We start from the raw sequence: 15,494 nt of genomic DNA on the forward strand, positions 1-15,494 counted from the left end.
CACCCTGCCTGTTCATTACTCCATCATGGCACCAAGAGGACCTGGCTCAGCCCAGGAGTGCACTCCAGTCCACGGGCCCACTGGCTGCCGGTTTGCCCTTGGGCTGGCCGCCCCGGACGTTGCTTCGCGGTTTGGGTTTGGCCGGACCCTCCTGGGCGCGCGGTATGGGCGGCCCCCAAGGCAGGGCGAACGCGTGCACCGGCTCGCCCAGCTGCACGCCGTGCGGCGGCACCACCAGCACTCCGTCAGCAGCGGCCAGCCCGCGCATCATCCCGGGGCCCGTATGCTGCGCCGGGGATGCCATGCCGTACAGCAGCCGGAACGGCATCAGCCGGGTACGGCCGGGGTCCGGCTCGATCATGGTCCCGCACGGCACCTCCTCCACCGCCGGAATGCCGCGGTGCCCCAACGCCGCCAGCAGCGGGGCACCCACGGTGGACAGCGCCATCATGGCCGCCAGCGGGTTGCCGGGAAGGCCCAGGACGAAGCGGCCATCCGGCAGTTCGGCCAGAACCACGGGATGGCCCGGCCGCATGGCCACGCCGTCAATGATGAGCCGGCCGCCGAGGTCAGCCACCGCCCGCCGGAGGTGGTCCGTTCCCGAGCGTCCGGTACCCCCGGTGGTAATGACGACGTCGGCCGGCAGGTCCGGCGCGTCCGGGAGCACGTCTTCGAGCGCGGCCAGCCATTCGGCATAGGAGTCCCCGATCCGCTGCTGCCCTCCGGGAATGCCGCCCAGCATGCCCACGACGTCCGGCAGCTGCGGGCCGAAGGTGTCGCGCACCTGGCCGGGGGCCGGCGTGCCGTGTTCCACTACCTCGGACCCGGTCAGCACCAGGCGCACCACAGGCTTTCCCTGGACCTGCAGTTCGTCGTAGCCTGCCAGCGCAGCCAATGCCAGATGTGCCGGATTGAGCTCCACCCCCGCCTTGACCAGGATGTCCCCTTCCAGGGCTTCCTCCCCGGCCTTGCGGATGTGTTCTCCCGCGCGGGGCTCGCCGGGGCGCGCCTTGCCTCCGGTCAGCAGGACGGGGAGGCCCTCATCGTCCCGGCCAAGGACAGCACTCTCGGTACGAAGAACTGCCTTGCCGCCGGCGGGGATCAGGCCGCCCGTGGCGATGGGGCTGGCCTGGTGCGGCGCCAACCGGGTTCCGGGCTCCACCGGGATCCAGGGGCCGCTTCCGTTGACCACCCAGCCGTCCATGGCGGAGGAGGCATAGTGGGGCATGTCCTGAAGGGCCACGATGTCCCGGTCGAGTTTGCGGCCCAAGGCTATCCGGAGTGCCACCGGACCGGGAGGAATCGGGGTGGCTGCATCAAACGCCGCCTGCCGGGCTTCTACCCAGGTGTGGGCCAGATGGTGAGGGGCAGCATGCCCTTCTTCAGTTCTGTCCGGTTCAGCTGTGCCCGGTTTAGATGTGCCGGGTTCAGACGGGCCCGGTTCAGATATGCCGGGTTCCGTTGTGTCTGCACCCGCCCCCGCTTGACTGCCTGGCGGCACCTCAGGATCGCTTTGGGGTTCTGCAGTCATTCGCCGGGAGTCCCGGCGGCGGCTTCGGCGTCGTAGTCTTTGGCCAAGGTACGGGCAACGGCCAGCGCCGCGTCCATGGATTCGGCGTCCATCTCCCTGCCGGGAGCGGCAGCGAGGCCCGCGGCGAAGCCGGCGATAAAAGTGGTGAGCGGCGCGGCCGGCCGGACAACGGCATGGGCCGCAACGCCTGCAAGCGCCAGCACCGCGTTGACGTCTATCTGGACATCCTCAAGCTTGTACGCCTGGAGCAGGGCCCTGCACCACTCCTCCAGCGTTTCGTCCTGGCTTTTCACGAATTGCCTCCCACGTTTGCTCCGCCCGAATGCCGGTCCTGGCTTCCACTCTGGTTCCCGGCGGCAACCCCCAGTGCGGCAGCGTCATCCCAGGTATCCACATCGGACGTGGACCCGGCGGGGACTGTGACAAGCTGCACGTCCAGATTAGCAAGGAGCGCCCTGACAGAGCCGTTGACCAATGCGTTGCGGGCAGCAAGATCGGCACACGCCTTTGTTAACTCAGCTGTGCGGTAAAAACCCAGCAGCGGCTGCGCCCTGGCATCTTCGGCGCGGGCCATGACGCCGCTGCAACGCCCAGCCGTGACCAGCGCCAGGGCATCCTGCAGCACTGCCACTGCCTGGGATGCCAGTGGCATGTCGCAGGCCAGAACCAGGGTGTACGGCGCCGGCGCCGGTCCGCCTCTTTCCACCAGTGCATCCACTCCGGCGGCAATGGCAGCCGCGGGGCCCGAGAAGTGCGGCTCCTCCCGGCAGGTCAGCACATTGGGAGGCAAGGTTGGCGGGGACAGCGCCTGTGAGGGCCGTGCTTCGCTTGCCAGCGGACCCATGTCTCCAACGACGACCGTCTGTCGGGCCCCGGCTGCGGCAGCGACGGCGCGTTCCAGGAGGGTTTGGCCCTGGAAGACCAGCGACTGCTTGGGTACGCCGCCCAGCCGCGATGACCTCCCCCCGGCCAGGATCAGCGCATCAAAGGCCTGCCTGTTCACGTGCACTCCCCCAGCCTAGCGGCCAGCACACCTGCCGGCGGCACCGCTTCTCAGGCAGCGCGCTCCGGAAGCAGGAACGGATCCCAGGCCGGCGTGGGCTTCTCCAGTTCTTTGATCTGCCAGATGGTTCCGTGCGGCGGCTCGGGCACGAACCGCAGGGTCCATCCCATCTCGGCGGGAGTATGGTCGCCCTTGACGTTGTTGCATCGCAGGCAGGCGGCCACCAGGTTCTCCCATGAATCGGCCCCGCCCCGCGATTTCGGGTGCACGTGGTCGATGGTGTGCGCCGCCTTGCCGCAGTAGGCGCATTTATGCCCGTCGCGTCGGAGCACGCCCCTGCGGCTCACGGCCGTGGAGTGGTTGTATCGGGGCCGGATGTAGCGGTTGAGGAGGATCACGGACGGGCGGCCCAGTACGTCGGTGGGGCCCACCACGGGGTCATCCCCTTCGGCCACCACGCTCGCTTTGCCCGTGAGCACAAGCACCAGCGCCCGGCGGAAAGTGATAACCGCCAGCGGTTCATATCCAGCATTCAGAACGAGAGTGCGCATGCACTTACCTCTTCACGGCCGCACCCGTCAGGGGCACGAGGGCCGGCTGCCCTCGGCATGTCCGGGCTATGGATCGACACCACAAGAGTAAACAAAGAAGTACAAAATCAGGTAATCGCCACCCGGAAGCGCTCTCCACAGCCGAACGCCCGGAGACACAACGCGGACGGCGCAGTCCGCTTAAGCGCGAAGGACCCCCGCCTCGATGGCGGGGGTCCTTCACAGCATCCTGCAGACTACGGCCGTTCAGGCCGGCACTCGAAAGCCTAGTTGACGCGGATGAAGACGGGGCCGGAACCGACGTTCGCGCTGAAGACCACGGTCTGGTTTCCGTTGTAGCCGCCGTGGACGGCCATGCCGTTTCCGGCGTAGACAGCAATGTGGGCCATGCCCGAGCCGCCGTCAGCGTAGTAGAGAAGGTCACCCGGCTGTGCTTCGGCTGCACTCACGGTGCGGCCCAGGGACAGGTAGCCGGCAGGCCAGTCATGGAAGTGGATGCCGACGGCGGCCAGGGAGTTGGTGACCAGCATGGTGCAGTCCTGCATGACACCAAGCTGCGCGTAGGCGGCGGAGAGGATTGCAGCGCCCTTGCCGCTGGCGGAAGCCTGGGCTGCGGGAGCGGCGGGAGCCGACGCGGTGGCAACCTTAGCCGTGACCTTGGGAGCAGCAACAGGCTGGGCGGCAGGAGCAGGCTCGGCTTCCTGCACTTCGACCTGGGGCTCAGGCTCGACGACGGGAGCCGGCGTGGTGGTCACGGCGGGCTTCTCGTAGCTGATGGCGATGGTGGATGCCGCGGAGATCGGGGCGTCGACGGCGGATTCAACTTCCAGCGCGGAGACCGGAGCGGAATCGCGCTTGACGTTGGCGTCTGCAGCGTTGGCCGCAATGCCGCTGGTCAGGACCAGGCCGGAAGCAGCAGCGATAACCGCGGCCTGGCGGCCCATGCCGCCTGCGTTGTCGCTGACAGCCTTGGCAATGACAGCGATCGAGTTGGTTTTGGTGGCCTCGGCGCGATGCCGTGCGGTGGCACGAGTCGTCATCAGTTCTCTCTTTCGTTTTTCCTTCGAACCGCTTGTAGGCATGCGAAGGGTGTTGGACGCGCCGGCATCTTGGGGGTACGCCGGCGCATCCCGAACGGGGATGTGGTTTCTAGCGAAGAAGCTTTGGGCAAAGAAAAAGCCCTTGGAGCGCGGAGCCCAAGAACTATTTGCTGTAGTGGTAGTACGACGAGGTACCGGTGGCTGCGGGCGAGTGGAGCAGCGTGCCCTGGGAGGGGTTGAGTGCGCTGATCATCATGCCGTTGCCGACGTAGATGCCGACGTGCGCGCCACCGTTCTGGACAACCAGGTCACCCGGCTGGGGGGCGGAGGTGGGAGTCATGATGCTCCACGCGTTGGTGCGGGGGATGCTGATGCCGGCCTGGGCGTAAACCCACTGCACAAACCCGGAGCAGTCCCAGCCCGTGACGGGGCTGGTGCCGCCCCATACGTAGGAGTGGCCGATACCGGTGTAGGCGAGGGCGGCAATGCCCGAGGTTGCCGCAGCGGACACGGTCTCTTCAGCCTTGGCAGCCGGAGACGCCTCCTGGCCTGCGACGGCCGTGGTGGCGCGGTTCGCCGATGCCGTGGACTGGGTACGCACCGGTTCCACCTTCGGAGCGGCAGTGGTCTTGACGACGGGACGCTCGAAGGACACCGTGGCCGTGGGGGCGGCGGTGACGGCGAGGGCCGTCTGGGCGGAACCGGACTCGGTGGACGCAGAGACACCAGCGGTGGTGTCAGCTGCAGTGGCCGGCAGTCCCATGCTCAGGATGAGGCCCGAAGCCGCTGCCATAACGGCAGCCTGGCGGCCTACGGTCCCGGCATTTGCACTGACGGCTTTGGACACGGCGTCCAGCGGGCTGGTGCGAACCGTTTGCGCACGGTGGCGCGCAGAATTATGGCGTGAAGACACGAAGGTAGCCTCTCCCAATGCCTGCGAGGTGAGCTGTCGGATTCGGATGGGAGTCACCCGGCCACACTGCTTCCTGGGAAGCTCGTGACTTAACCCCAAGGCCTTCTGAAATGAAGACCAAAATTGGTTCCCCCGCCCCTGCCAGACGATGAAATGCGAACGGACCTTGAGCGGTGGCAGAGTTAGGCAATCCGCACAAGAGCGTCAACTTCGGAAAAGTTGACGCGAGTTAGACGGTACAGCAGTTTTCGTTCAATGTCACATTCAGGTCACGGCGGGTTGCGGGAATCTGAGAGTGAGCAATCATTCGGTTACAGCCAGCCCATCGGATCGACCACTTCGCCGTTGACCTGCACCTCGAAGTGCAGGTGGCAGCCGGTGGAGGCACCGGTGGTGCCGCTCAGTGCCACAACGTCCCCGCGGGAGACGGTCTGGCCCACCTTGACGCTGAAGGATGAAAGGTGGTTGTACGTGGTCTCCAGCCCGTTGCCGTGGTCTATGACAACGCGGTTTCCGCCACCGAACTGGTGCCAGCCTGCGAAGGTCACCGTGCCTGTAGCGGCGGCCAGGACGGAGGTCCCGCACTGCGCCACGAAGTCCTGTCCCCGGTGGAAGTCGCCGGAGCCTCCGGTAATGGGACTCACCCGGTAACCGAAGGGGGACGCGGTGGCAAGGGATGCCAGCGGTGTGGCCAGGGTGCCGGCCGAAGCGGCGCGCGTGACGGAGCCGGCGGACTGGGCGCTCAGGAGCTGCTTCAGCTTCCCGTCCGGGTCGGCCTGGGTCACCACGGCGGAGCGGCTGAAGTCGACCTGGGCTCCGATATCAGCGGAGATCTGCGGCTGGGGGCTGACGGCGGAAGCTGCCAAGGGGGCGCTGCCGGCGGCGTCGGTCGCCATGACGGGACTCGTGGCGGGCACGGTAACCGTCAGCACCAGGCCCGTGGCGGCAAGGGCGATGCCGGCTTTTTGGCCGATGCCGCTGGCAGCGGCAAACTCCGTCATCTGCCGGAACGGACCCCGGCGGCGGCGCGCGTCACGATGCAGATCGCGGGGGCGCTCCGCTGCGACAACTTCGGCAAACCGGGGTGCCGAAGGGGGGCCCGCCGCGCGTCGGCGGCCCCGGGGGGTCTGCATGGTCAAGAAGGGTTCCTCTCTGGAAGAAGCCTGCGGAGTTAGCTGTCGGATTCGGGTCAGAGAGATCAAAGACCCGGCCCGCCGCACGCAAGCTTCTGCACAGGGGTATTCCCGGAAGAATCCTTCACTGGAGAGGCTTGCTGCTGACGGACTTCACCCCAAGGCAGTCCCCCGCTGCCGCTTGTGGTTCCCCGCCTCTGCCAGTAACGACTCGTGCACCTGGCCCGCTGGCAGAGCTCGGCTCCGGGTCAGGTAACGCTTATGTATCAACGCTTGCACTCAACTATAGGGGCTTAAGTCCCTAGGTAACAATTCCGTTACCGTTGCGGGGACTCCCCTCCGTGGGGTATGAACCCCTGGCTCAGCGCTGGCTGACAGCCACGAACACGTGCGCGGCCACCTCTGGCGGCAGCTCCAGCGCGCCCTCAATCCCCGGGACCCGCACGGAGATGTAATCTCCCACACGTTCCAGCGCCACGGCAGCACCCGGACGGATTCCTCCCTCATCCAGCTGCGCCAGCAGTTCCGGTTCCACCTGGATTGGTTCCGCAAGGCGGCTGATGGTTACCCCCGACGCAGGGCCGTAGTTCTTCATTGCTTCCACCAGGCTGATGGCGCCGTCGGCGAAGCCGGGGCCCGCCTGTCCGCCCAGGGCAGCGAGGCCGGGGATGGGGTTGCCGTACGGCGACTCGGTGGGATGGCCCAGCATCTCGTAGATGCGCTGCTCCACCCGCTCGCTCATGACGTGTTCCCAGCGGCAGGCTTCGTCATGTACATAGGCCCAGTCCAGGCCGATGACGTCTGCCAGCAGCCGCTCGGCCAGCCGGTGCTTGCGCATGACCTCGGTGGCGCGCTTGCGGCCCGTGTCCGTGAGTTCCAGGTGCCGGTCGCCGGAGACCACCACCAGCCCGTCGCGTTCCATCCTGCCGATGGTCTGGGAGACGGTGGGCCCCGAGTGGCGCAGACGCTCGGCGATACGGGCCCGAAGGGCGACGATGTTTTCTTCCTCAAGCTCCAGGATGGTCCTGAGGTACATCTCCGTAGTGTCGATCAGATCCGTCATCCAGCTCAGCTCCTCGAGCGCAGTACCTTGCGTTGTTCCACCGTGCCGCCTCTTCCCGCGAGGTAGTCCGGGAGAAAGCTTAGCCTGTTTTGACTTAGTCCGAATAGCTGAAGGGGGCCGGGCCCGTCTCAATGTCTGGACTTTGCCCCCGCCGGCTCCCACGCCCGCGGCGGTTCAGGCAGAATGGGGAAGGCCTGCAGCGCAGCCACCGCGCACTGCAGGCCACCCACTGCCCGCCCTTCCGGACAAAGCTTTCGTCCCCGCCGAATTGGAGCACCTGTGAGCGACACCAGCATCACGATCCCCGCCGACCTCCTGCCCCAGGACGGGCGGTTCGGGGCCGGCCCGTCAAAGGTCCGGCCGGAACAGATCGAGGCGCTGGCAGCAGCTTCCAAGACAATCCTCGGCACTTCCCACCGGCAGGCCCCGGTCAAGAACCTGGTCGGATCGGTCCGTGAAGGGCTGAGCCAGTTTTTCCGCGCCCCGGAGGGTTATGAGGTCGTCCTGGGCGTCGGCGGATCCACCGCGTTCTGGGATGTTGCCAGCTTCGGCCTCGTGGAGAAGAAAGCCCAGCACCTCTCCTTCGGCGAGTTCGGGTCCAAGTTCGCCGCAGCCACAAACAAGGCGCCGTTCCTGGAAGCCTCGTCGATCATCAAGTCCGAGCCCGGCACCCGGCCTGCAGCCCAGGCCGAGGCCGGCGTGGACGTCTACGCCTGGCCGCAGAACGAAACCTCCACCGGCGTTGCCGCCCCGGTGCAGAGGGTATCCGGAGCCGATGAAGGATCGCTGGTCCTCGTGGACGCCACCTCGGCTGCCGGCGGCCTGGACGTGGACGTTGCCCAGAGCGATGTCTACTACTTCGCCCCCCAGAAGAACTTCGCTTCCGACGGCGGCCTATGGCTTGGCCTGTTCTCCCCCGCAGCGCTGGAGCGTGCTGCCGGCATCAAAGCGAGCGGCCGCTGGATCCCGGACTTCCTGGACCTCCAGACCGCCATCGACAATTCCCGCCTGAACCAGACGTACAACACGCCCTCGCTGTCCACGCTGGTTACCCTGGACGCCCAGGTCCAGTGGCTGAACTCAAACGGCGGGCTGGATTTTGCTGCCGCCCGCACCGCAGACTCCGCAGGCCGTATCTACAGCTGGGCGGACGCGTCGGACTTCGCAACACCGTTCGTGGCCAACCCGGACGAGCGCTCCAACGTCATTGCAACCATCGACTTCGACGATTCAGTGGATGCTGCCCAGGTTGCGAAGGTCCTGCGCGCCAACGGCATCGTCGACACCGAGCCTTACCGGAAGCTGGGCCGCAACCAGCTGCGCATCGCCACCTTCGTGGCCATCGAGCCCAGCGACGTTTCGGCCCTGCTGGCCAGCATCGACTACGTGGTGGGCGAGCTGCGGAAGTAGACAAGTTAACGTACGACGGCGCCGCCCGGGGTTTTCCCGGACGGCGCCGTTTGTTTGTGGTCAGGAAGTTTTTGCTTCCTCTTCAAGCTGCCCGCCGGCGTCGACAATTCCTTCGTCCCCAGGTTCCTGCTCCACTGCCGCAGGCTCCTCCGGCTGCCCTTGTTCGGGTTCCTGCTGCTGCTCGTCCTCGGGACGGACGCGTTCGGCCCACGGCACCCATTCCGGGGCCAGGATGGATTCCTGGGACGGCAGCAGGCCCAGTTCGTTGACCGTGACCACCTTGGAGCGCGAGTTGCGGGTCAGCACCGCGTACCACTGCCAGCCCATGTAGCCGGGCAACCGGGACTCGAACAGGTGCGTGACCAACCGGTCGCCCTCGCTCTTGGCCGCCAGGTGCGCGCCGATGGTGGCCGCCGGCGTAATGCTTTCCACTGCAGTCCGCGCAGCGTCAACCGCCGCGGCCAGGAAAGCATCGGGCTTGCCCGTACGCCACACGGGCACGCCGGCCTTGCGTTTGGGCGGAGTCTTGGCAGCCTGCTCCTGCACTGGCGTGCCCGGCTGTTCAGATTGGGGGTCCATGGGGGCCTAAACGTCCAGCTCGTCGGCGACCTTGCGGAGGGCAGCGGCGATGGCCTTGCCCTTGTTGCCGTCCGGGTACTTGCCGTTTGAGAGGGTTCCCGACAAGTTGTCCAGGACGGTCACCAGGTCCTGGACCAGCGGGGCGAGGTCCTTCGCGCTGGGACGCTTGGCTTTGGCGATGGACGGGGTCTTGTCCAGCACCCGCAAACCCAGGGCCTGGGCACCCTTGCGGCCGTCGGCCACCCCGAACTCCACGCGGGTGCCCGCTTTCAGCTCCGTCACTCCCTCGGGCAGCGACGACTTCGGCAGGAAGACCTCCTGGCCGTCCTCGCCCGCGAGGAACCCGAAGCCCTTGTCCTTGTCATACCACTTGACCTTGCCGGTAGGCACGTAATCAACCTTCTTCGTTCTGCTGTCATGAGACACGGCCGGCTGCCACCGCGTCCGCATTGTTGTGCGGGTTCAAGGTATGGCCAGCGCAAACCGTATTGGTCTGTATCCTTCAAGGTTATCCTGCCGTATACCCTAATCATGCTTCCTGCGGCACTGTTCCGCCCCGGGCGCAAGGTCCGCGGCTTTCACCTGCACCGCTCCGGCCGCTGTAGCGTTACGTCCATGACACCCACGCGTTACCGGCGGCCGCTGATGGTCCTCGCCGCAGTTATTGCCGTCCTTTCCCTCATAGCCGTGGGAACTGTCATGGCTCTTGCCTTCGCCGGTTCGGTCGCCCCCGCCTGGGTCACCTACCCGGCGCTTTACGGCCTGCCGGTGGCCTTCGTCCTGATGCTCCTGCTGGTCCTGGACGGCGTTGCCGCCCGGCGGCGGACGGGGCGGCGGGAGCCGCGGTAACGTTGAACTGATGTCCCTCATTCGTGCGCTCGGCAAGGACCTGGAGGCGCGCAGCGACGACTCGTTGCGCGCGTTGTTCGCCGCGCGGCCGGACCTCATCTCCCCCTCAGTTCCGGACTTCGCTGCGCTGGCGGCACGGGCGAGTTCACGTGTCAGCGTCCAGCGTGCGCTTGAGCGGCTCAACCGGCCACAGATGCAGGTCCTTGAAACCCTCCATCTGTGCACCAACACGGATACCGGGCACAGCGCGTCGGCAGAAGGCCTGCACCAGCTGATCCGGGGCGCGTCCCTGGCTGTCATCGAACAGATCATGGGTACCCTGCAGGAGCTTGCCCTGGCCCATCCTGCCGCTCCCCCGCACGGCACCCCTCCCCCCGCAGCCGGGCACCACTTTTATCTGCCCGTTGGCTCCCTCAAGGATGTGGTGGGAATCTACCCGGCCGGCCTGGGGCGCAGCTACACAGAGCTGGTCCGCTTGCAGCCGGCCTTCGCGCAGAGGGCAGTGCAGCTGGTTTCCGAACTGCACCGCAACGGATTCGCAATTCACAATGCCACCACGCCCATGGAGGCGGCGCTGGCGCTGCAGCACTGGACTTCCTCCCCGGAGGCATTGCAGGACATCCTCGCCGGGGCGCCGGAACGGACGACGGCGTTGCTTGCCAGGTTCCGCAACTGGGCCATGGGTGCCGTCCCCCAGGCCCAACGGAAGGCTTCGGTCACGACTGAGGGAGCCGACGTCGGGCCTGTGGACTGGCTCCTTGCGCGCGGGCTGCTGGTTCCGCTGGACGCCGCCCACGTGGAGCTGCCGCACAGCGTGGGGCTGGCCCTGCGCGGCGGGGCGGTCATCAACGACTTCACCCTCTCGCCACCGGTACCGGAGCTCGGCCGGACCACCGCCGCGCTGCGCAGGAATGCGGCGCTCAGCGCGATCTCGGAAACCCTGCGGCTGGTCTCCGAACTGCTGCACGCCATCAGGGAAAACCCGCTGGCCACGCTGCGCAGCGGAGGCGTGGGCGTCCGTGAGGTGCGCCGGCTGTCCGACCATTTGCGCATAGACCAGGGCGCGGTGGGCCGGCTGCTGGAAGTGTGCGGCCTGGCAGGACTGATCCGCCTCGACGTTGACTCTTCGGCCTGGGTGCAGCCGCCGCAGCTGGAGTGGCTGGTGCTTCCGCGGCAGGAACAGTGGCTGTGGCTGGTGAACGCCTGGCTTGCCAGCGAGCGCGTACCGTCGATGGTGGGCCAGCCCGTGAACACGGCGCCCGGGGCGCCGTCCGGCCGGGCTGCGTCCGGAACCACCATCGCCGCGTTGTCCGCCAGCGCGCAGCGGCCCGACGCGCCCGTGGTCCGCAAGCGCATCCTGGAGATCCTGCACGAATTAACTGTCGAAGCCGCCGGACCGGACGGCACCGCGCCCGTGCTTGATGCCGCCGCGGTCCTGCAGCGGGCGGAATGGTCCCAGCCGCGGATGGCCCGGCGGTTCAGTTCCCTCATTCGGGGGGTCCTCGCCGAGGCGGAACTGCTGGGACTGGTGGGGTCAGGTGCCCTGAGCCAATTGGGAAGCGCGCTGGCCGAAGACAACCCCGATGCCGCCCTTGCCATCCTGGGCGAGCACCTGCCTGCTGCCCTAAACCATGTGCTGTTGCAGGCCGACCTGACCGCTGTTGCCCCGGGTTACCTCGCTCCTGCCCTGACCGAAAAGCTCTTGGTGATGGCCGACGCCGAGGGGCAGGGCCCTGCCACCATCTACCGGTTCTCGGCGGCGTCCATAAAACGGGCACTCGACGACGGCTACGACGCCGCCGGCCTGCTCGAGTTCCTTCGGGAACACTCCGCCACCGCTGTTCCCCAGCCACTGGAGTACCTGGTGGAAGACACCGCTTCCCGGCACGGCAGGCTCCGGATAGGCCAGGCCGCAAGCTTCATCCACAGCGACGATGAAGCCGCGCTCCGCGAGTTGCTGGCAGGACCCAAGGCTGTGCAGCTTGGCCTGGCCAGCCTTTCCCCCACGGTACTTACGTCATCAGCACCGCCGCGTGAGCTCGCCGCCGCGCTCCGGAGCCTGGGCCTGTCACCGTCCGTGGACGGTGCTGAACCGGCCGCGCACCTCCGCCGGCCTTCCGCGCCCCAGGAGAGCCCGCGTCCCGTGTATACCGCCCCGCGGATGGCGCCCGCGGCGGAGGAGGTCCAAGCCCAGCTGGACGTCCTGCGGCAGGCGGGCCCCGCCGTCGGACACTACCCGGGTGCAGCGGGCAGCGAGGCAGCCACCCAGCTGGGACTTGAGGCGCTGCAAAGGGCCATCCGGCTGAAACAGCCGATCCGCATGAACGTGGTGGACAACCTGGGGAATGCCAGCCTGGAAATTGTTGTTCCGCTATCCGTGGGCGGGGGCCGGGTGCGCGTGTTCGATCCGGCCAAGGATACCGAGCGGGTCCTGTCCGTCCATCGCATTATTGACATCGAGGCCGCAGAGGAACTGCGCCAGTGAAGGATTCCCCCGCGTGACCGACGGACCCCTGATCGTCCAAAGCGACAAAACCATCCTCCTCGAGGTGGACCACGAGCTGGCCACCGAGGCCCGGCACGCCATCGCGCCGTTCGCCGAACTGGAGCGCGCGCCCGAGCATATGCACAGCTACCGGCTGACCCCGTTGGGGCTGTGGAACGCACGCGCCGCCGGACTGGACGCGGAAAAAGTGCTGGACGCGCTGCTGAAGTACTCACGCTTCCCGGTGCCGCACTCGCTGCTGATCGACGTCGAGGAAACCATGTCCCGCTACGGCCGGCTGCGCCTCGAGAAGGACCCGCGCCATGGACTGGTCATGCGGACCGATGACTATCCGGTGCTGGAGGAAGTGATCCGGGCCAAGAAGATCGCGCCGCTGCTGGGACCCAGGATCGACGGCGAGACCGTGGTGGTGCACGCATCCCAGCGGGGCCAGCTCAAGCAGCTGCTGCTGAAGATCGGCTGGCCGGCGGAGGACCTGGCCGGTTATGTGGACGGCACCCCGCACCTGATTGCGCTCAACGAGGACGGCTGGGAACTGCGGCCCTACCAGCGCCTGGCCAGTGAGAACTTCTGGGCGGGCGGCAGCGGGGTGGTGGTGCTGCCCTGCGGTGCCGGTAAGACACTGGTGGGGGCCGCGGCCATGGCCACCGGTTCCACCACCACGCTGATCCTGGTCACCAACACCGTGGCAGCACGGCAGTGGAAGGACGAGCTGCTCCGGCGCACCACCCTCACCGAGGAAGAAATCGGCGAATACTCCGGCGCCCTGAAAGAGGTCCGGCCGGTGACCATCGCCACCTACCAGGTGCTCACCACCAAGCGCGGCGGGATCTACCCCCACCTGGAACTCGTGGACGGCCACGACTGGGGGCTGATCATCTACGACGAGGTCCACCTCCTTCCGGCACCGATTTTCAGGATGACCGCCGACCTGCAGGCCCGCCGCCGCCTTGGGCTCACCGCCACCCTGGTCCGCGAGGACGGGCGCGAAGGCGAGGTGTTCAGCCTGATCGGTCCCAAGCGGTATGACGCGCCGTGGAAAGACATTGAGTCCCAGGGCTACATCGCTCCGGCAGACTGCGTGGAGGTCCGTGTGGACCTGCCCAAGGACGAACGCGTGGCCTACGCCATGGCCGATGACGCCGACAAGTACCGGTTGTGCGCCACCTCGGAGTCAAAAACGCAAGTAGTGGAGCAGCTGGTGGCAAGGCACGCCGGCGAGCAGCTGCTGGTGATCGGCCAGTACATCGACCAGCTGGACGACCTCGGCGAGCGCCTGCAGGCACCGGTGATCAAGGGTGATACCTCCGTCAAGGTACGGCAGAAACTCTTTGACGCGTTCCGCGCCGGGGAGCTGCAGACTCTTGTGGTGTCCAAGGTGGCCAACTTCTCCATCGACCTGCCTGAGGCCTCGGTGGCCATCCAGGTCTCGGGCTCCTTTGGGTCCCGCCAGGAAGAGGCGCAGAGGCTGGGCCGGCTGCTGCGGCCGAAGAAGGACGGCCGGGCGGCCCGCTTCTACTCACTGGTGGCACGGGACACCCTGGACCAGGACTTCGCTGCCAAACGCCAGCGGTTCCTGGCCGAGCAGGGATATGCCTACCGGATCATGGACGCCAAGGACGTGCACGCGGCGGAGTAGTCCGCCGCGTGCACGCCGCTCACCTCACGCCCTCGGAACTGTCCCGCTCAATGGTCCCCGTCCGGGGATCGAGCTGCGGACGTTCGTAGGCCAGTTCCCCGCCGCTGCGGCCGCCATAGGGACGGCCGTGGTCCGCAAACTCCTCCCGGAAGAAGGCGAGGCACCACTGCCCCATCTGGATCCTCGCGCCGGTCCGCAATACAGATGGTCCGGTCCGGGAGACACTGCCGCTGACCGGCCCATTCGGCACCAGGACGTATTCATCCTGCTCGTCGTGCCTGATTTCAGCGTGGAACTCCTCCAGGCCCTCAAGCCGGACATCCGCCCCGGGGCCGCTCCCGATCGTTGTAACGTCTCCGGTCAGGGCTACTTCCCGCGGAATCTGGCCGGTCCAGGTGGCCGAGTCCTGGACAAAGATCAGCCGCGGCCTGCCACCGCCCCTGGCGTAGTGGGTAGTGGTGATGCGGCGCGTGATCTTCCGCTGGACAGTGGGAACCAGCGGCAAGGGGGTGGACGGCGGCAGCAGTGCCATGCCCTTGGGCCTCCGCCTGCCCCGCCGGACCAGAGGCAGCAGGGAGCCGAGTTTGCCCAGCTTGATGTGGGGCGAACGCGTCAACAGCCGCTGTGAAGCAGGGCTGTCCACCTTGCCCAGGCTGAGGATGTTTCCGCCAGGGCCGGCCACGGTGATGCTTACCCCCTTGCGGGCCAGCAGCTCCGCCAGCGGCTTGATGTCCTCCAGGGACGGCAACCCACCGCCTGTCAACGGCGCCAGGCCTTCCAGTGACACCGTCACCTCGGCGCCGGCAGCCCTGGCGCTGCCCGTTGTGACCGCCCCGGACTCATCGGTGTATGCGAAGTCCAGCTCAACGTCCAGACGGTACTCCGGCATGTCCGTCAGCCGCGGTTCGAGTCCGACCCGGCGGCATCCCTGTCGCTGGTGGTGACGCGCAGGCTGCCGTTGAGCTTCCAGGTGGCGCGCGGCGCGTCAGGGCCGATGTCACGTGGAACTTCAACGGTCATATCGATGAACTGGTAGTTGATTGCAGCACCTTTGCCAGTGAGATAGGACCACATCTCCTCGGCGAGGTCTGCCCAGTCCCGGATGCTGCGTTCATTTACAGCAGCGTTTTCAGAAGCACTCAGGTCAGTCATGATGGTCTATCCCCTTCGATGGGCCAGGAACTATCGGATAACTTCCGTTGTTGGCGCGGGGCCACCGGTGGCGGGAGGAGCGAGCAGCCGGTGAACCGTTGGAACGCTGGTACCGGGCTTGACTG

At 66.9% G+C, this 15,494-nt stretch carries 16 protein-coding genes and 2 riboswitches; of the genes, 4 read left to right on the forward strand and 12 right to left on the reverse strand.

Annotated features, from left to right (window positions below; translation table 11 throughout):
* Positions 1-46: 46 nt before the first annotated feature.
* The 8 genes from QFZ57_RS00740 to QFZ57_RS00775 form a co-directional block, all read right to left on the reverse strand.
* Positions 47-1,531 (reverse strand): molybdopterin molybdotransferase MoeA, encoded by a 1,485-nt coding sequence (locus tag QFZ57_RS00740; RefSeq protein ID WP_306897233.1) that lies wholly within the window; start codon positions 1,529-1,531, stop codon positions 47-49.
* Positions 1,528-1,824, reverse strand: coding sequence for a DUF6457 domain-containing protein (locus QFZ57_RS00745; RefSeq protein WP_306632332.1), 297 nt, complete (start codon positions 1,822-1,824; stop codon positions 1,528-1,530). The genes QFZ57_RS00740 and QFZ57_RS00745 overlap by 4 nt, the downstream gene beginning before the upstream one ends.
* On the reverse strand, positions 1,821-2,534 hold the full coding sequence (gene mobA, locus QFZ57_RS00750) for a molybdenum cofactor guanylyltransferase (RefSeq protein WP_306897237.1): 714 nt from the start codon (positions 2,532-2,534) through the stop codon (positions 1,821-1,823). The genes QFZ57_RS00745 and mobA overlap by 4 nt, the downstream gene beginning before the upstream one ends.
* 50 nt (positions 2,535-2,584) lie before the next feature.
* Positions 2,585-3,085 (reverse strand): HNH endonuclease, encoded by a 501-nt coding sequence (locus tag QFZ57_RS00755; RefSeq protein WP_056331149.1) that lies wholly within the window; start codon positions 3,083-3,085, stop codon positions 2,585-2,587.
* A 266-nt stretch (positions 3,086-3,351) separates the two neighbouring features.
* Complete coding sequence (locus QFZ57_RS00760) at positions 3,352-4,125, reverse strand: NlpC/P60 family protein (RefSeq protein WP_306897248.1); 774 nt, start codon at positions 4,123-4,125, stop codon at positions 3,352-3,354.
* A gap of 163 nt (positions 4,126-4,288) precedes the next feature.
* The gene (locus tag QFZ57_RS00765; protein WP_306632590.1) at positions 4,289-4,972 is read right to left on the reverse strand and encodes a C40 family peptidase; all 684 of its coding nucleotides are present in this window, start codon (positions 4,970-4,972) and stop codon (positions 4,289-4,291) included.
* Between the two features lie 70 nt (positions 4,973-5,042).
* A riboswitch (cyclic di-AMP (ydaO/yuaA leader) is annotated at positions 5,043-5,221 on the reverse strand.
* A gap of 128 nt (positions 5,222-5,349) precedes the next feature.
* On the reverse strand, positions 5,350-6,171 hold the full coding sequence (locus tag QFZ57_RS00770) for a M23 family metallopeptidase (protein WP_306632591.1): 822 nt from the start codon (positions 6,169-6,171) through the stop codon (positions 5,350-5,352).
* 12 nt (positions 6,172-6,183) lie between these two features.
* Positions 6,184-6,377: riboswitch (cyclic di-AMP (ydaO/yuaA leader) on the reverse strand.
* 155 nt (positions 6,378-6,532) lie between these two features.
* Positions 6,533-7,234, reverse strand: coding sequence for a metal-dependent transcriptional regulator (locus QFZ57_RS00775; RefSeq protein WP_306632335.1), 702 nt, complete (start codon positions 7,232-7,234; stop codon positions 6,533-6,535).
* A gap of 279 nt (positions 7,235-7,513) precedes the next feature.
* On the opposite strand from QFZ57_RS00775, the gene serC reads away from it, so the two are divergent.
* Positions 7,514-8,644, forward strand: coding sequence for a phosphoserine transaminase (gene serC, locus QFZ57_RS00780; RefSeq protein WP_306632336.1), 1,131 nt, complete (start codon positions 7,514-7,516; stop codon positions 8,642-8,644).
* A 60-nt stretch (positions 8,645-8,704) separates the two neighbouring features.
* On the opposite strand, the gene QFZ57_RS00785 is transcribed toward serC, so the two are convergent.
* Both QFZ57_RS00785 and QFZ57_RS00790 read right to left on the reverse strand, forming a co-directional pair.
* Entirely contained in the window at positions 8,705-9,223 is a 519-nt protein-coding gene (locus QFZ57_RS00785) for a DUF3027 domain-containing protein (RefSeq protein WP_306897252.1), read from the reverse strand.
* 6 nt (positions 9,224-9,229) lie between these two features.
* Positions 9,230-9,613 carry a cold-shock protein gene (locus QFZ57_RS00790; RefSeq protein ID WP_306632338.1) on the reverse strand — a complete coding sequence of 128 codons (384 nt, stop codon included), beginning with the start codon at positions 9,611-9,613 and terminating at the stop codon, positions 9,230-9,232.
* A 225-nt stretch (positions 9,614-9,838) separates the two neighbouring features.
* Between QFZ57_RS00790 and QFZ57_RS00795 the strand changes: the two genes are divergently transcribed.
* From QFZ57_RS00795 to QFZ57_RS00805, 3 genes are read left to right on the forward strand one after another with little or no spacing between them, the layout of a single operon-like run.
* On the forward strand, positions 9,839-10,072 hold the full coding sequence (locus tag QFZ57_RS00795) for a hypothetical protein (RefSeq protein ID WP_306632339.1): 234 nt from the start codon (positions 9,839-9,841) through the stop codon (positions 10,070-10,072).
* A 10-nt stretch (positions 10,073-10,082) separates the two neighbouring features.
* Positions 10,083-12,557, forward strand: a complete 2,475-nt coding sequence (locus QFZ57_RS00800; RefSeq protein ID WP_306897253.1) for a helicase-associated domain-containing protein — start codon at positions 10,083-10,085, stop codon at positions 12,555-12,557.
* A gap of 13 nt (positions 12,558-12,570) precedes the next feature.
* Positions 12,571-14,217, forward strand: a complete 1,647-nt coding sequence (locus QFZ57_RS00805; protein WP_306632341.1) for a DNA repair helicase XPB — start codon at positions 12,571-12,573, stop codon at positions 14,215-14,217.
* A gap of 19 nt (positions 14,218-14,236) precedes the next feature.
* Here QFZ57_RS00805 and QFZ57_RS00810 read toward each other — a convergent pair whose 3' ends face one another.
* Both QFZ57_RS00810 and QFZ57_RS00815 read right to left on the reverse strand, forming a co-directional pair.
* Entirely contained in the window at positions 14,237-15,106 is an 870-nt protein-coding gene (locus tag QFZ57_RS00810) for an FHA domain-containing protein (RefSeq protein WP_306897254.1), read from the reverse strand.
* A 5-nt stretch (positions 15,107-15,111) separates the two neighbouring features.
* Positions 15,112-15,369 carry a hypothetical protein gene (locus QFZ57_RS00815; RefSeq protein WP_306632343.1) on the reverse strand — a complete coding sequence of 86 codons (258 nt, stop codon included), beginning with the start codon at positions 15,367-15,369 and terminating at the stop codon, positions 15,112-15,114.
* Positions 15,370-15,494: the final 125 nt, after the last annotated feature.

Origin of the sequence: Arthrobacter sp. B1I2 (assembly GCF_030816485.1) — a bacterium.
Taxonomy (GTDB): domain Bacteria; phylum Actinomycetota; class Actinomycetes; order Actinomycetales; family Micrococcaceae; genus Arthrobacter.

Coding starts and splice junctions, on each gene's coding strand:
- QFZ57_RS00775 (WP_306632335.1), bottom strand. CDS start 7,234: ATGACGGATCTGATCGACACTACGGAGATGTACCTCAGGACCATCCTG.
- QFZ57_RS00800 (WP_306897253.1), top strand. CDS start 10,083: ATGTCCCTCATTCGTGCGCTCGGCAAGGACCTGGAGGCGCGCAGCGAC.
- QFZ57_RS00785 (WP_306897252.1), bottom strand. CDS start 9,223: ATGGACCCCCAATCTGAACAGCCGGGCACGCCAGTGCAGGAGCAGGCT.
- QFZ57_RS00770 (WP_306632591.1), bottom strand. CDS start 6,171: ATGCAGACCCCCCGGGGCCGCCGACGCGCGGCGGGCCCCCCTTCGGCA.
- QFZ57_RS00795 (WP_306632339.1), top strand. CDS start 9,839: ATGACACCCACGCGTTACCGGCGGCCGCTGATGGTCCTCGCCGCAGTT.
- QFZ57_RS00760 (WP_306897248.1), bottom strand. CDS start 4,125: ATGACGACTCGTGCCACCGCACGGCATCGCGCCGAGGCCACCAAAACC.
- QFZ57_RS00755 (WP_056331149.1), bottom strand. CDS start 3,085: ATGCGCACTCTCGTTCTGAATGCTGGATATGAACCGCTGGCGGTTATC.
- QFZ57_RS00810 (WP_306897254.1), bottom strand. CDS start 15,106: ATGCCGGAGTACCGTCTGGACGTTGAGCTGGACTTCGCATACACCGAT.
- QFZ57_RS00815 (WP_306632343.1), bottom strand. CDS start 15,369: ATGACTGACCTGAGTGCTTCTGAAAACGCTGCTGTAAATGAACGCAGC.
- QFZ57_RS00740 (WP_306897233.1), bottom strand. CDS start 1,531: ATGACTGCAGAACCCCAAAGCGATCCTGAGGTGCCGCCAGGCAGTCAA.